Origin of the sequence: Kitasatospora sp. CM 4170, from assembly GCF_032110285.1 — a bacterium.
Lineage (GTDB): Bacteria > Actinomycetota > Actinomycetes > Streptomycetales > Streptomycetaceae > Kitasatospora > Kitasatospora aburaviensis.
The window spans coordinates 3,722,227-3,736,543 of record NZ_CP134877.1 but is presented as its reverse complement, the minus strand read 5'-3'; the positions used below and the strand labels follow the sequence as shown (position 1 = coordinate 3,736,543).

At 72.1% G+C, this 14,317-nt stretch carries 12 protein-coding genes and 1 other RNA gene; 11 read left to right on the top strand and 2 right to left on the bottom strand.

Annotated elements, in window-relative coordinates; translation table 11 throughout:
- Nucleotides 1–4 precede the first annotated feature (4 nt).
- A complete protein-coding gene (locus tag RMN57_RS15590; protein ID WP_238862823.1) occupies nucleotides 5–199 on the bottom strand; it encodes a hypothetical protein in 195 nt (64 codons plus the stop codon).
- 349 nt (nucleotides 200–548) lie between these two features.
- Between RMN57_RS15590 and ftsE the strand changes: the two genes are divergently transcribed.
- From ftsE to RMN57_RS15550, 8 genes are all read left to right on the top strand, one after another.
- On the top strand, nucleotides 549–1,238 hold the full coding sequence (gene ftsE, locus RMN57_RS15585) for a cell division ATP-binding protein FtsE (protein ID WP_148644607.1): 690 nt from the start codon (nucleotides 549–551) through the stop codon (nucleotides 1,236–1,238).
- 61 nt (nucleotides 1,239–1,299) lie between these two features.
- Nucleotides 1,300–2,211, top strand: coding sequence for a permease-like cell division protein FtsX (ftsX, locus tag RMN57_RS15580; RefSeq protein WP_238862822.1), 912 nt, complete (start codon nucleotides 1,300–1,302; stop codon nucleotides 2,209–2,211).
- A 113-nt stretch (nucleotides 2,212–2,324) separates the two neighbouring features.
- Nucleotides 2,325–3,470, top strand: a complete 1,146-nt coding sequence (locus tag RMN57_RS15575) for a S41 family peptidase (protein ID WP_313763994.1) — start codon at nucleotides 2,325–2,327, stop codon at nucleotides 3,468–3,470.
- 57 nt (nucleotides 3,471–3,527) lie between these two features.
- Nucleotides 3,528–4,004, top strand: coding sequence for an SsrA-binding protein SmpB (gene smpB, locus RMN57_RS15570; protein WP_313763993.1), 477 nt, complete (start codon nucleotides 3,528–3,530; stop codon nucleotides 4,002–4,004).
- Nucleotides 4,005–4,112: 108 nt separating this feature from the next.
- Nucleotides 4,113–4,494: a transfer-messenger RNA gene (gene ssrA / locus RMN57_RS15565) on the top strand.
- A gap of 153 nt (nucleotides 4,495–4,647) precedes the next feature.
- Nucleotides 4,648–6,951 (top strand): UvrD-helicase domain-containing protein, encoded by a 2,304-nt coding sequence (locus tag RMN57_RS15560; RefSeq protein ID WP_313763992.1) that lies wholly within the window; start codon nucleotides 4,648–4,650, stop codon nucleotides 6,949–6,951.
- A gap of 322 nt (nucleotides 6,952–7,273) precedes the next feature.
- Nucleotides 7,274–8,746, top strand: coding sequence for an NAD-dependent malic enzyme (locus tag RMN57_RS15555; protein ID WP_313763991.1), 1,473 nt, complete (start codon nucleotides 7,274–7,276; stop codon nucleotides 8,744–8,746).
- A 509-nt stretch (nucleotides 8,747–9,255) separates the two neighbouring features.
- Nucleotides 9,256–9,537: an HU family DNA-binding protein gene (locus RMN57_RS15550; protein WP_030059737.1), complete on the top strand. Its 282-nt coding sequence runs from the start codon at nucleotides 9,256–9,258 to the stop codon at nucleotides 9,535–9,537.
- Between the two features lie 74 nt (nucleotides 9,538–9,611).
- Here RMN57_RS15550 and murA read toward each other — a convergent pair whose 3' ends face one another.
- Nucleotides 9,612–10,952, bottom strand: coding sequence for a UDP-N-acetylglucosamine 1-carboxyvinyltransferase (murA, locus tag RMN57_RS15545; RefSeq protein WP_313763990.1), 1,341 nt, complete (start codon nucleotides 10,950–10,952; stop codon nucleotides 9,612–9,614).
- Between the two features lie 314 nt (nucleotides 10,953–11,266).
- Here murA and RMN57_RS15540 point away from each other — a divergent pair, with 314 nt between their 5' ends.
- From RMN57_RS15540 to RMN57_RS15530, 3 genes are all read left to right on the top strand, one after another.
- Entirely contained in the window at nucleotides 11,267–11,851 is a 585-nt protein-coding gene (locus tag RMN57_RS15540) for a YqgE/AlgH family protein (protein WP_313763989.1), read from the top strand.
- 110 nt (nucleotides 11,852–11,961) lie between these two features.
- Nucleotides 11,962–12,237, top strand: a complete 276-nt coding sequence (locus RMN57_RS15535; protein ID WP_238862815.1) for a DUF3039 domain-containing protein — start codon at nucleotides 11,962–11,964, stop codon at nucleotides 12,235–12,237.
- An 87-nt stretch (nucleotides 12,238–12,324) separates the two neighbouring features.
- Nucleotides 12,325–13,998, top strand: a complete 1,674-nt coding sequence (locus RMN57_RS15530; RefSeq protein WP_313763988.1) for a beta-N-acetylhexosaminidase — start codon at nucleotides 12,325–12,327, stop codon at nucleotides 13,996–13,998.
- The last annotated feature ends 319 nt before the right edge of the window (nucleotides 13,999–14,317 follow it).

Here is a 14,317-nt window from a genome sequence, read left to right as displayed (position 1 = left end):
CGCGTCAGGCCAGCGCCTGCCGGGCGATCAGTGCCACCGCGAGCAGTCCGGCCAGCAGGGCCAGCAGCATCGCGGGCGAGAGGGCGGCGAACGGGCCGTGCTGCTCCTGCAGTCGGGCCCGGTTGGCGCGGCAGACCGGGCACCGGCCCTCGCTCACGCGGCCGTTGCAGTTGGCGCACACCAGATGGTCGCACGTCATGCGATCTCCTCCTTGCTGCTGAGCCAACGCACCGGACGGGGCTTTGGTTCCTTCTCTTGCCCTGTGCGGGGGAGCGGCCGATCACGGCCACCACCTCCACTCTGCCAGGTTCCGGGCGTTCCGGCCCCCGCGCTGTGAGATGCCTCCTAATTTTCCGGGCATAACGGGGCATTGTCCCCCAGGTTTCGTCAAATGTCGCGGGCGGGCCCTGCGGGCCCGGCGCCGCTTCGCGTATGGTCCCAAGCCGGGAGCGGCCCTTCCGTTCCCTCCGCCCGTCCCCGGGCCGGGCGGCCCTGGGGTGGATCGACCGAGGACTGGCGCCGCCTAGGATGGCCCCCGTGATGCAGCCGTGATCAGATTCGACAACGTCTCCAAGACCTATCCCAAGCAGAACCGTCCCGCCCTGGACAACGTCTCGCTGGAGATCGAGAAGGGTGAGTTCGTCTTCCTGGTCGGCTCGTCCGGCTCGGGCAAGTCCACCTTCCTCCGCCTGTGCCTGCGCGAGGAGCGCCCCAGCACCGGCGAGGTGCACGTGCTGGGCAAGGACCTGGGCAAGCTGTCCAACTGGAAGGTGCCGCACATGCGCCGCCAGCTGGGCACCGTCTTCCAGGACTTCCGCCTGCTGCCCAACAAGACGGTCGCGCAGAACGTGGCCTTCGCCCTCGAGGTGATCGGCAAGCCCAAGAGCGCCATCAACAAGGTGGTGCCCGAGGTGCTCGACCTGGTCGGCCTCGGCGGCAAGGAGGACCGCATGCCCGGCGAGCTCTCCGGTGGTGAGCAGCAGCGCGTCGCGATCGCCCGGGCGTTCGTGAACCGTCCGATGCTGCTGATCGCGGACGAGCCCACCGGCAACCTCGACCCGCAGAACTCGGTCGGCATCATGAAGCTGCTCGACCGCATCAACCGCACCGGAACCACGGTGCTGATGGCCACGCACGACCAGGCCATCGTCGACCAGATGCGCAAGCGCGTCATCGAGCTCGACAAGGGGCTGCTGGTCCGCGACCAGGCCCGCGGCGTCTACGGGTACCAGCACTGATCCCGTAGGCCGCCGGCCGTCCCGCCAGACCAGCAGTACCGACCCTGGAGTTGTTAAACGCATGCGCGCCCAGTTCGTCCTGTCGGAGATCGGTGTGGGTCTCCGCCGCAACCTGACGATGACCATCGCGGTCGTCGTCAGCGTCGCGCTCTCCCTCGCCCTCGCCGGTGCCTCGCTCCTGGTCCGTGACCAGGTGAACTCCATGAAGGGGTACTGGTACGACAAGGTCGAGGTGAGCATCTACTTCTGCACGAAGTCGGACGCCCGCAACTCGCCGCAGTGCCAGGCGGGCGCGGCGACCGACCAGCAGATCGCCGACATCAAGTCCCAGCTGGACAAGATGGACTCGGTGGTCCAGTCGTCGACCTTCGAGAACTCCACGGAGGCGTACAAGCACTGGAAGGAGATGAACCCGGAGAACCCGCTCATCTCCGTCCTGGGCCCGGAGGCCATCCCGCAGTCCTGGCGGGTGAAGCTCAAGGACCCGACCAAGTACGACGTCATCCAGAGCGCCTTCGCCGGCAAGCCGGGCGTGAAGTCGGTCGAGGACCAGCGGAAGATCCTGGAGAACCTCTTCGGCCTGCTGAACGGTCTGCAGACGGCGGCGTTCGTGATCATGGTGCTGATGCTCTTCGTGGCCCTGCTGCTGATCGTCAACACCGTCCGGGTGTCGGCGTACAGCCGCCGGCGCGAGACCGGCATCATGCGTCTGGTCGGCGCCTCGAACTTCTACGTCCAGATGCCGTTCATCGCCGAGGCCGCGTTCGCCGCGCTGCTCGGCGCGGTGATGGCCTCCGGGCTGCTGCTCGGCGGGCACTTCTTCGTCCACAACTGGCTGGCCGACCGGGTGCAGTTCATCCACTTCATCGGGCTCGGTTCGGTGCTGGCGGTGATACCGCTGCTGGTGGTGGTCGGTATGGGCATGGCCGGCATCGCGGCCTTCTTCACCCTCCGCAAGTACCTCAAGGTCTGACCCCGCCCGGCCCCGACGGCCCCGTACGGCACTGCGCCGTACGGGGCCGTCGGCGTTCCGCCGTCCCCCGTTCCGGCCCGCCGTGCCGCGCGCTGCGCCTACACTCCGATGCCATGCCAGAAACTCCGCGCAGGGCACGTCAGGCGGCCACCCTCAGCCTGGTGTTCGGCGCCGTGCTGCTGGCCGGCGCCGCCGCCGGCGGCTGGGGCGACTCGGACGCGCCGGGTCGGCGCCTGTCCGCCGACGCCGCCCCGGCCGCCGTCGCCACCCTCGCGGCCGGCCAGGACCCGGCCGGTGCCGCGCTCTCCGAGCAGCAGGCCGAGCACCTGATCGGCGCCAACGGCGACCGCTGGGGGGCCTACTACAGCGCGCAGGAGTACGCCGAGTTCAGCCAGGGCCTGGACGGCCGCTACCTGGGCGTGGGGCTCTCGGTCGGCCGCGGCCAGGACGGCGTGACCGCCGTCTCGCAGGTGCAGCCGGGCGGGCCGGCGGCCGAGGCCGGGATCGCGGCGGGCGACCGGCTGCTGCGGATCGGGGCGGACCAGGCCGACCGCCTGCCGGTCACCGAGGTGGTGGCCCGGCTGCGCGGGCGCGAGGGCGAGCGCCAGGTCGGCTCGGAGGTCGTGCTGGCCGTCCAGCGCGCCGACGGGGAGGTCCGCGAGGTCCGGCTGCGCCGGGCGCTGCTGGACAGCCAGCAGGTCGCGGTCGAGCGGCTGGACCGGGGCGTCGTCCGGATCGCCGTGCGGGCCTTCACCAGCGGCGTGGCCGAACAGGTGCGCGCCGCCCTGCGCGGCCCGCACGCCGGCGTGGTGCTCGACCTGCGCGGGAACTCCGGCGGGCTGGTCGAGGAGGCCGCCGGCACCGCCGCGGCCTTCCTGGACGGCGGCCCGATCGGCTCCTACCAGGAGCGCGGCGAGACCCGCGAGCTGACCGCCCCGGCCGGCGGCGACCAGCGGACCCCGCTGGTGGTGCTGGTCGACGGCGGCACCATGAGCGCGGCCGAACTGCTCACCGGCGCCCTCCAGGACCGCAGCCGGGCCGTCGTGGTGGGCGCCCGGACCTTCGGCAAGGGCACCGTCCAGCAGCCCAGCCGGCTCGCCGACGGCGCGGTGCTGGAGCTGACCGTCGGCCGCTACTTCACGCCGTCCGGCCGGTCCCCGGAGGGCGGCGGCCTGACCCCGGACGTGCCCGCGGCCGGCACCGAGGACGCCGGGGCGCTCGCGCTGCGGGTGCTCGCCGGGCTGGGGACGCGCACCTAGGACGCGCACCTAAAGGGGCTGCCCCGACCCCGGCGGAGGTGCGAGAATGCCCGTGTTATGGCAAAGGAAACCGGACAGAAGCTGATCGCGCAGAACAAGAAGGCGCGGCACGAGTACACCATCCTCGACACCTACGAGTGCGGTCTCGTGCTCACCGGCACCGAGGTCAAGTCGCTGCGGGAGGGGCGGGCCAACCTGGTCGACGGCTACGCCTACATCCAGAACCACGAGGCGTGGATCGACAACGTCTTCATCCCCGAGTACACCCAGGGGACGTGGACCAACCACGCGGCGCGGCGCAAGCGCAAGCTGCTGCTGCACAAGCTGGAGATCCGCAAGATCGAGACCAAGGTCCGGGACGCCGGCCACACCCTGGTCCCGCTCTCGCTGTACTTCAAGGACGGCCGGGTGAAGCTCGAACTCGCGCTCGCCGTCGGCAAGAAGCTGTACGACAAGCGTCAGACGCTGCGCGAGAAGCAGGACACCCGCGAGACGGCGCGGGCCGTCGCGGCGGCCCGGCGTCGCCAGAGCTGACCCCCGCGCGGCGCGCGGTTAATCCGCTGGACCCCCGCTGGCCGCCTCGCGTACTATGGCGCCAGCAACACGGACGGCCACCGTCCGAGCTGTTTCTCAACAAAACATGGGGATGATCGGTTTCGACAGGGGACGTCGAAACAGGAGAAGCGAGCCGAGGAACGCGGCAATGATCTCGTTAACCATCTGTCGCAAACAAATAATCGCCAACTCTAAGAGCGATTCCCAGCAGTTCGCTCTCGCTGCCTAATAAGCACCGATAGCGCTTGGGTGTCAGACCGGGGAGTTCCCGACCCGGACCCTGGCATAATCTAGGGAACTCAACCGTCCGCCCGGGCTGCGGGGGTGGATGGGAAATCAAACAGCAGCTGGGCCTGTTGGCGGCTTGTCCGCGTGACCGCCAGGGCCGAGAAACTCACAGCGGACTGCGCTCGGAGAAGTCCTGAATCCACTCCACTGGACCCGGGTTCGATTCCCGGCATCTCCACCACCCCATGTTCACAGTGAAGGCCGTCCACCGCACCGCGGGGGGCGGCCTTCGCGTTTTCCCGGCTCCCGGTGCGCCGCGCCGCGGGGGCGGGGGCGTAGGATCTTCCGTCCGCTCGTTTCCCAGAGCCGGACTCCCGCTTCAACCACCGAGGCCATGCAGAGCAACACGGACACCACCGCCGCCACCGACTCCGAGACCGTCCGCGAGCGCGAGATCGCCGGCGAGCAGCACCACCTCGACACGGTCTACCACCGCCTGGAGGAGAAGCTCGCCGAGGCCGAGTACATCCTGGAGGACGCCGCCAAGCGCGTGCACGTCGGCACCCCCGGCGCGCTCGCCGAGCGCGACGCCCAGGTCTACCGGGCCGGCGCGCACCTCCAGCGGCTCAACAACGAGTTCGAGGACTTCCTGTTCGGCCGGATCGACCTCCAGCAGGCCGACGCCCCGGAGGAGCACGGGATCCCCTCCAACACCCCCCTCGACCCGGCCGACCCGGCCGTCGCCGAGACCCTGCACATCGGCCGGCTCGGGGTACTGGACGCGGAGTACGGCCCGCTGGTGATCGACTGGCGGGCGCCCGCGGCCGCGCCGTTCTACCGCTCCACCCCGGTGGAGCCGGGCCGGGTGATCCGCCGCCGGGTGATCCGCTCCAAGGGCCGCAAGGTGATCGGCGTCGAGGACGACCTGCTCCGCCCCGACCTCACCCCCACCCTCGACGGCCGGGAGCTGGCGGTGGTCGGCGACGGCGCGCTGATGGCCTCGCTCGGCCGGGCCCGCAGCCACTCGATGCGCGACATCGTCTCGTCCATCCAGCGCGAGCAGGACGAGGTGATCCGCGCCGCCGCGGCCGGCGCCACCCTGGTCACCGGTGGCCCCGGCACCGGCAAGACCGCCGTCGCCCTGCACCGTGCCGCCTTCCTGCTCTACCAGGACCGGCGCCGCTACGCCGGGGGAATCCTGGTGGTCTCCCCGACCCCGCTGCTGGTCTCGTACACCGAGGGCGTGCTGCCCGCGCTCGGCGAGGAGGGGCAGGTCGCCATCCGCGCGGTCGGCTCGCTGGTGGACGGCATCGAGGCGGGCACCTACGACACCCCTGAGGCCGCCCGGATCAAGGGCTCGGCCCGGATGGTGCAGCTGCTGCGCCGGGCCGCCCGGGGCGCGCTGGAGCTGCGCGCCCCGCAGGAGCTCAAGGTGGTCGCCCGCGGTGAGGTGCTGCGGCTGGACGCGGGCCGACTGAAGGCCGTCCGCGGCAACGTGATCGGCTCCGGCGGCACCCCGCTGAACCTGCTGCGCCCGCGGGCCCGCCGGCTGCTGCTGGACGCGCTCTGGCAGGAGGCCACCCGGCACCTGCCCAGGCCCGCCGACCACTACGCCCGCGAGCAGCGCCAGGAGGAGAAGGAGGCGTTCGACGAGTACGTCTCGGACGAGGCGCCGTTCCTGGACTTCCTGGACGCCTGGTGGCCCGCCCTGACCCCGCGCGGGGTGCTCGGCACGCTGAAGCAGAGCCGCCACACCAACCGGATCGCCCGCCGTGCCGTCACGCCGGAGGAGGCGAAGGTGCTGGCCGCGTCCTGGCGGCAGCTGGACGGCCGCGGCGGGGGCGCGCTGTCCGCGCACGACGTGGCGCTGGTGGACGAGCTCCAGGTGCTGCTCGGCGAGGCGGCCCGGCCGAAGGTCCGCGAGGTGGACGCGGTGGACCTGCTGAGCGGCCTGGAGGAGGTCACCACCTTCGCCGACCGCAGCTCCAGACAGCGTGAGCGGGTGCCGGTGGAGCGCACCGAGTACGCCCACGTGATCGTCGACGAGGCACAGGACCTCACGCCGATGCAGTGGCGGATGATCGGCCGCCGGGCCCGGATGGCCACCTGGACCATCGTCGGCGACCCGGCGCAGTCCTCCTGGCCGTTCCCGCAGGAGGCGCAGGCCGCGCTGGACGAGGTGCTCTCCGGCAAGCCGCGCCGCCGCTACACGCTGACCGTGAACTACCGGAACCCGGCCGAGATCGCCGAGGTGGCGGCGAAGGTGCTGGCGCTGGCCGCGCCGGGCACGCCGTCGCCGAGCGCGGTGCGCCACGTCGGCGTGGAGCCGCGGTTCGCCGCCGTCACCGACCCGTCGCCGGAGGCCTTCGGCGCCGCGGCCCGGGCCGAGCTGGAGCGGCTGCTGGCGGAGGTGGACGGCACGGTGGCGGTCGTCGTGCCGATGGACCGGCGGGCCGAGGCGGCCGGTTGGATCGACGGCCTGGGCGAGCGCGCGGTGGCGCTGGGCAGCCTGGAGGCCAAGGGCCTGGAGTACGACGCGACCGTGGTGGCCGACCCGACCGGGATCGCCGGCGAGTCGGAGGCCGGCCTGCGGGTGCTCTACGTGGCGCTGACCCGGGCGACCCAGCGGCTGACCGTGCTCTCCGGCCCGGACGACCTGCCGGACGCGGCCGGCGTGCCCGCGCTGCTGCACGGCTGACGGTCGGTCGGCCGGAACGGCGAAGGCCCCTCACCGACGGTGAGGGGCCTTCAGACGCTGATGACACCGACCCGCCATGCTCGCCTCGCGGCAAGTGGTCCCTCGAAGGGACGAAGGTTGGGCCCGGGGGCTTGGATCGAGCCGGTGTCCCGTCCAATGTAACGCATCGGCCCGGAGAGGCAAGAAGTTGTCGGATCCGCACACTCAATGAACGTTATTTCTGGCTACCCCTTGGAAGGTGCGACGATCGAGGTCTAGCATGCGCAGGCGATGCCTTCAACAAAATGTTGAGCCTGCCGATGGACGGAAGAAGGAAGCGTCGATGGCGACGGTGCCCAGTGTCTCCAACTCGATCACGGTGCGGCTGGAGGTCCCGGCCCGGGGCAACGCCGTCAGCGCGATCACCACGGCGGTCGAGTCCTCGGGCGGTTCGGTCACCGGCCTCGACGTCACCGCCTCCGGCCTGGAGGCACTGCGGATCGACGTGACGGTCGCCGCCTCGTCCGTCGCCCACGGCGAGGAGATCGTCGAGAAGCTCCGCACCATCGACGGCGTGTCGATCGGCAAGGTCTCGGACCGCACCTTCCTGATGCACCTCGGCGGCAAGATCGAGATGTCCTCGAAGCTGCCGATCCGCAACCGTGACGACCTCAGCATGATCTACACCCCGGGTGTCGCCCGGGTCTGCATGGCGATCGCCGAGAACCCCGAGGACGCCCGCCGCCTCACCATCAAGCGCAACAGCGTCGCCGTGGTCACCGACGGCTCCGCGGTGCTCGGCCTGGGGAACATCGGCCCGGCCGCCGCGCTGCCGGTGATGGAGGGCAAGGCGGCCCTGTTCAAGCGCTTCGCGGGCATCGACGCCTGGCCGATCTGCCTGGACACCCAGGACACCGACGAGATCGTGGCCATCGTCAAGGCGATCGCCCCGGGCTTCGCCGGCATCAACCTGGAGGACATCTCCGCGCCGCGCTGCTTCGAGATCGAGGCGCGGCTGCGCGAGGCGCTGGACATCCCGGTCTTCCACGACGACCAGCACGGCACCGCGATCGTGGTGCTGGCGGCGCTCACCAACGCGCTCAAGGTGGTCGGCAAGGGGATCGGCGACATTCGGGTCGTCATGTCCGGCGCCGGCGCCGCCGGTACCGCGATCCTCAAGCTGCTGCTGGCGGCCGGCGTCGAGCACGCCACCGTCGCGGACGTGCGCGGCGTGGTCCACCAGGGCCGCGACGACCTCAACGAGAACCTGCGCTGGATCGCCGACCACACCAACCGCTCGGGCCGCACCGGCAGCCTCAAGGAGGCCGTGGCGGACGCCGACGTCTTCATCGGCGTCTCGGCCCCGAACGTGCTCGACGGCGACGACATCGCCACCATGGCGAAGGACGCGATCGTCTTCGCGCTCGCCAACCCGGACCCGGAGGTCGACCCGGCGGTGGCCCGGCAGACCGCCGCGGTGGTCGCCACCGGCCGCAGCGACTTCCCCAACCAGATCAACAACGTGCTGGTCTTCCCGGGCGTCTTCCGCGGCCTGCTGGACGCCCAGAGCCGGACGGTCAACACCGAGATGATGATCGCCGCCGCCCGGGCGCTGGCCACCACCGTCGCCGACGACGAGCTGAACGCGAACTACATCATCCCCAGCGTCTTCCACAAGGACGTCGCCAAGACGGTGGCCTCCGCCGTCCGCGAGGCCGCGCTGGCGGGCGCTCAGGACGCCCCCGTGGCGCCCCGTCCGACCCCGGGCATCGTCGGCACGCTCGACACCGCCTCCTTCCCCGCCGTCAAGCTCTGACGGGAGCCCCGCGGCTCGTGTCGCGGATCGGCCAAATGTCCGAATAGCGCGCTTACCCGCCCAGGCCCGCCCCGAACCCTTGCGACACAAGGGCGAGGGGCGTGTTTGGGCTTGTCAGTCCTAGGGCGTACGGTAGCCCTGCACGGGGCAGGCGTGTCCGACAAGTACGGAACGTCCCCCTGGTCTTCCGGCGAGTCGTCCCGACCGCCGTCCGCGCCCGGTCCGCCGGAGCCGACGGAGCGTCACACCTCCAACGGGCGGGCGATGTTCGGGTGGCCCGGTCGGGGCCCGATTGGCTTTCTCGGGGCCGGTCGGGGCAGGATTCGTATCCAGGCAGGCGGGCGGGCCTTCGAAGGCTCCGGCGCGCGGCATCGGCTACGGACCCGGCCTGCGACCACGCATTGCCTGCATGAGCACAGTGTGCGGACCTGCGGCCCATCCGGGTGCCCCCCGGTGGGAGCACCGATGGGCCCCCGCACACCGCAAGCGAACAGACCACAGGAGTACACATGAACCGCAGTGAGCTGGTGGCCGCGCTGTCCGAGCGCGCCGAGGTGACCCGCAAGGACGCCGACGCCGTTCTGGCCGCCTTCGCCGAGATCGTCGGCGAGGTCGTCGCCAAGGGCGACGAGAAGGTCACCATCCCCGGTTTCCTGACCTTCGAGCGCACCCACCGCGCTGCCCGCACCGCCCGCAACCCGCAGACCGGCGAGCCGATCCAGATCGCGGCCGGCTACAGCGCCAAGGTGAGCGCGGGCTCCAAGCTCAAGGAAGCCGCCAAGGGCGCCTGAGCAACCCCTTGAACGCCGAGAGGCCGGGCTCCCCTTCCGGGGGGCCCGGCCTCTCGCCGTAGGCCGGGTGCCGGTCAGGCGTCGACCAGCTGCTCGGTGGGCAGCTCGACGTGGGCGCCGAGGTCCCGCAGCTTCTCCATGAAGTTCTCGTAGCCGCGGTTGATCAGGTCGATGCCGTGCACGGTCGAGGTGCCCTCGGCCGCCAGCGCCGCGATCAGGTACGAGAAGCCGCCGCGCAGGTCCGGGATGACCAGCTCGGAGCCGATCAGCTTGGACGGGCCGGAGACGACCGCGGAGTGCAGGAAGTTGCGGGCGCCGAAGCGGCACGGGGTGGCGCCGAGGCACTCGCGGTAGAGCTGGATGTGGGCGCCCATCTGGTTCAGCGCGCCGGTGAAGCCGAGCCGCGACTCGTACACCGTCTCGTGCACGATGGACAGGCCGGTCGCCTGGGTCAGCGCGACCACCAGCGGCTGCTGCCAGTCGGTCTGGAAGCCGGGGTGGACGTCGGTCTCCAGCGCGATCGCCTTGAGCTCGCCGCCCGGGTGCCAGAACCGGATGCCCTCGTCGTCCACCTCGAAGGCGCCACCGACCTTCCGGAAGGTGTTGAGGAAGGTCATCAGCTCCAGCTGGCGGGCGCCGCGGACGTAGATGTCGCCCTTGGTGGCCAGTGCGGCGCAGGCCCAGGAGGCGGACTCCAGGCGGTCCGGCAGCGCGCGGTGGGTGTAGCCGCCCAGCTCGTCGACGCCGGTGATCAGGATGGTCCGGTCGGTGCCCATCGAGATGATCGCGCCCATCTTCTGCAGCACGCAGATCAGGTCGACGATCTCCGGCTCGATGGCCGCGTTGCGCAGCTCGGTGACGCCCTCGGCGAGGACGGCGGTGAGCAGCACCTGCTCGGTGGCGCCGACCGACGGGTACGGCAGCTCGATCCGGGTGCCACGCAGCCGCTGCGGGGCGACCAGGTAGGTGCCCTGCGGGTGCTTCTCGATGGTGGCGCCGAACTGGCGGAGCACCTCGAAGTGGAAGTCGACCGGGCGGCCGCCGATGTCGCAGCCGCCCAGGCCGGGGATGAAGGCGTGGCCGAGGCGGTGCAGCAGCGGGCCGCAGAACAGGATCGGGATGCGCGAGGAGCCGGCGTGCGCGTCGATGTCCGCGACGTTGGCGCTCTCCACGTGGGACGGGTCGAGGATCAGCTCGCCGTCCTCGTCGCCGGTGCGCACGGTGACACCGTGCAGCTGGAGCAGTCCGCGGACCACCTTGACGTCACGGATGTCCGGGACGTTGCGCAGTCTGCTGGGGCCCTGCCCGAGGAGGGCGGCGACCATGGCCTTGGGGACCAGGTTCTTCGCACCACGGACGCGGATTTCGCCTTCGAGCGGGTTTCCGCCGTGGACCAGCAGGACGTCGTCGGTCATCGTTCTCGCAATCCGGGGTGCCAGAGGAGTGGGTGGGGCTCCGGAACGGGAGCCGGGCGGTGGACCGGTCGTACGGGCGCGTTCGGGCCCCCGGCGTGACCGAGTCGGCACCGCATAAGGGCGTCCACCAGAAGTAGATGGTAGTGGGCGTATCGGTGGTTCCCGTGAGCCTCTCCCGTGATGGTGCTCTCGCGGGGTGGTGTCGCGCCCGCCGGTGCGTCCGTACGGGTGTTCGCGCGGCGTGGCGGCGGCGGTTCGGACGGCCTTCGTGTTGCGGTGTCCGCCCCCGGCCGTTCTGCGGGATCATGTGAGGCATGACGGCGGCCCATTCGCACGGAGACCGGTCCCACACCGGCCGTTTGCTCGTCGCGACCCCCGTGCTCACCGACCCGAACTTCGCCCGGGCGGTGGTGCTCCTCCTCGACCACGACGCCGAGGGGGCGCTCGGTGTCGTGCTGAACAGACCGACCCCGGTCGAGGTGGGCAGCGTGCTGGACGGCTGGGGCGGCCTGGTCGGCCGGCCGGCCGTGGTGTTCCAGGGCGGGCCGGTGGCGCTGGACTCGGCGCTCGGCCTGGCGGTGGCGCCGGGGGAGCCGGGTACCGTCGAGCCGCTCGGCTGGCGGCGGGTGCACGGCGCGATCGGCTTGGTGGACCTGGAGGCGCCGCCCGAGGTGCTGGCCGGCGAGCTGGGCGGGCTGCGGATCTTCGCCGGGTACGCGGGCTGGTCGCCGGGGCAGCTGGAGGCGGAGATCTCCTCCGGCGCCTGGTACCTGGTGGACTGCGAGCCGGGCGACATCTCCAGCCCGGAGCCGGAGCGGCTCTGGCGCTCGGTGCTGCGCCGCCAGCGCGGCCCGCTGGCGCTCCTGGCGACGTACCCGGACGACCCCACGCTGAACTGAGCCCGGGGGTCCGCCGCCGGGCCGTTCCCCGTACCCGCCCGCGCCCCGGCGACCGGCCGCCGGGCCCGACACTGGCCGGGTTTCCCGGACCGCCCATAGACTTGGCACTCATGAGCACTCTTGAGCCCGAGCGCGGCCTCGGCACCGGCACCCTGGTCGAGCCCGTCCCGCAGGTGTCCCACGGGGACGGCGACCACGAGCGCTTCGCGCACTACGTCCAGAAGGACAAGATCATGGAGAGCGCGCTCTCCGGCTCTCCCGTGGTGGCGCTCTGCGGCAAGGTGTGGGTCCCCGGGCGCGACCCGAAGAAGTACCCGGTCTGCCCGATGTGCAAGGAGATCTACGACGGCATCGGCAAGCCGCAGGGCGGCGACGGCGACAAGTAGCGGCCCGCCCGGCCCGGACCGTCCTGCGCCGCGACGCGTTCGCGGATTGGTCTATGCCAATTGACCGCACGGGGGCAGGATGACGGCATGGACCTCATCCCCGCCCCCCTGGGCTCCGTCCGCCTCCCGGACCGGGACTTCCCGCTCGACCGCGCCACCACCCTCACCGCCCCGCCCGCACTGGCCGGGGCGGAGCGGTGGCTGCGGTCCGCGCTGACCGCCGCGACCGGCCTGCCGCTGGCCCCCGGGCGGCCCGGAGCGGGCATCGAGCTGCTCCACGACGAGGCGCTGGCCGGCGAGGCGTACCGGCTCTCGGTGCGCCCGGGCCGTGCCGTGATCACCGCCGGCGGCCCGGCCGGCGCGCTCTGGGGTGCCCAGACGCTGCGCCGGCTGCTCGGCCCGGACGCCTACCGGCGGGCGCCGCTGCGCGACGGCGGCTGGGTGCTCCCGGGCGCCGACATCGAGGACGCCCCGCGGTTCGGCTGGCGCGGCGCGCTGCTGGACGTCGCCCGGCACTTCCTGCCCAAGGCCGACGTGCTGCGCTTCGTCGACCAGCTCTCGGCGCACAAGCTCAACGTGCTGCACCTGCACCTGACCGACGACCAGGGCTGGCGGGTGGAGATCAAGCGCTACCCGCGGCTCACCGAGCGGGCCTCCTGGCGCGAACGCTCGATGGTCGGCTACCGGGCCGGGCAGCGCCGCGACGACCGGCCGCACGGCGGCTTCTACACCCAGGACGACCTGCGCGAGATCGTCGCGTACGCCGCCGAGCGGGCGGTCACCGTCGTCCCGGAGATCGACCTGCCGGGCCACACCCAGGCGGCCGTCGCCGCCTACCCGGAGCTGGGGAACACCGACGTGGTGGACACCGCGGCGCTGGGCGTCTGGACCGACTGGGGCGTCAGCCACAACGTGCTCAACCCCTCCGAGGCCACCCTGCGCTTCTTCGAGGGCGTGCTGGAGGAGGTCCTGGAGGTCTTCCCGTCCGAGTTCGTCCACCTCGGCGGCGACGAGTGCCCGAAGGAGCAGTGGAAGGAGAGCCCGGCCGCCCAGGCGCGGATCCGGGAGCTGGGCCTGGCCAACGAGGACGAGCTGCAGAGCCACCTGATCCGGCACTTCGACCGCTGGCTGGCCGACCGCGGCCGCCGGCTGATCGGCTGGGACGAGATCCTGGAGGGCGGGCTGGCCATCGCCGCCCCGCCGACGGGCGCGGCGGTGCCGGCCGCCGAGCGCCCGGGGGCGGGGTGGCGCTCGCGCGCGGCGGTCTCCTCCTGGCGCGGCTACGGCGGGGGCATCGCCGCCGCGCGGGCCGGGCACGACGTGGTGATGTGCCCCGAGCAGCACGTCTACCTCGACCACCGGCAGGCCGACGGCCCGGACGAGCCGATCCCGGTCGGCTTCGTGCGGACCCTGGAGGACGTCTACCGCTTCGAGCCGGTGCCGGCCGAGCTGGACGAGGCCGCGGCCCGGCGGGTGATCGGCACCCAGGCCAACCTGTGGAGCGAGTTCACGGACAGCGCCCGGGACATCGACTACCGGGCCTTCCCCCGGCTCGCCGCCTTCGCCGAGGTCGCCTGGTCCGCCCTGCCGGCCGACCCGGCCGCGCGGGACTACGCCGGCTTCGAGCGCCGGATGGCCTCCCACCTGGAGGTGCTGGACGCGCTCGGGGTGGAGTACCGCCCGGCCGGCGGTCCGCACCCCTGGCAGCGGTGGCCCGGCGTGGCCGGCCGGCCGATCGACGGGCCGCCGCCGGCGGTCTGAGCCCGGCCCGGCCCCGCCCGTGAGGGGCGGGGGGAACTTCTGAGCGGCCGTCGGACGTCAAGAACAGATGAACATCTGCTCCGGTCCGGTCCGGATCGGAGCAGATACCGCCCGGTATCCGTCCCAATCGGGCAGTCCCGTTCGCCCGTCCCGAAATGATCATCGAGCATTGTGTGCCAGAGTTGCCCAACCCGGCCCGATCGCCCGTACCCTACGGGCCAGGCCGGGCTGCCGACGCGGACACCCGGCCGAGGGCCGCGGGCGGCAGGCGATCGATGAGCAAGTGGAGCACGGTGGGACCCAGGTGAACCGGACGATC

What these genes read in the sequence shown, in the direction of transcription:
- RMN57_RS15550 (WP_030059737.1), top strand. Translation starts at nt 9,256, where the DNA reads ATGAACCGCAGTGAGCTGGTGGCCGCGCTGTCCGAGCGCGCCGAGGTG.
- RMN57_RS15535 (WP_238862815.1), top strand. Translation starts at nt 11,962, where the DNA reads ATGAGCACTCTTGAGCCCGAGCGCGGCCTCGGCACCGGCACCCTGGTC.
- RMN57_RS15540 (WP_313763989.1), top strand. Translation starts at nt 11,267, where the DNA reads ATGACGGCGGCCCATTCGCACGGAGACCGGTCCCACACCGGCCGTTTG.
- murA (WP_313763990.1), bottom strand. Translation starts at nt 10,952, where the DNA reads ATGACCGACGACGTCCTGCTGGTCCACGGCGGAAACCCGCTCGAAGGC.
- RMN57_RS15590 (WP_238862823.1), bottom strand. Translation starts at nt 199, where the DNA reads ATGACGTGCGACCATCTGGTGTGCGCCAACTGCAACGGCCGCGTGAGC.
- ftsX (WP_238862822.1), top strand. Translation starts at nt 1,300, where the DNA reads ATGCGCGCCCAGTTCGTCCTGTCGGAGATCGGTGTGGGTCTCCGCCGC.
- smpB (WP_313763993.1), top strand. Translation starts at nt 3,528, where the DNA reads ATGGCAAAGGAAACCGGACAGAAGCTGATCGCGCAGAACAAGAAGGCG.
- RMN57_RS15560 (WP_313763992.1), top strand. Translation starts at nt 4,648, where the DNA reads ATGCAGAGCAACACGGACACCACCGCCGCCACCGACTCCGAGACCGTC.
- RMN57_RS15555 (WP_313763991.1), top strand. Translation starts at nt 7,274, where the DNA reads ATGGCGACGGTGCCCAGTGTCTCCAACTCGATCACGGTGCGGCTGGAG.
- RMN57_RS15575 (WP_313763994.1), top strand. Translation starts at nt 2,325, where the DNA reads ATGCCAGAAACTCCGCGCAGGGCACGTCAGGCGGCCACCCTCAGCCTG.
- RMN57_RS15530 (WP_313763988.1), top strand. Translation starts at nt 12,325, where the DNA reads ATGGACCTCATCCCCGCCCCCCTGGGCTCCGTCCGCCTCCCGGACCGG.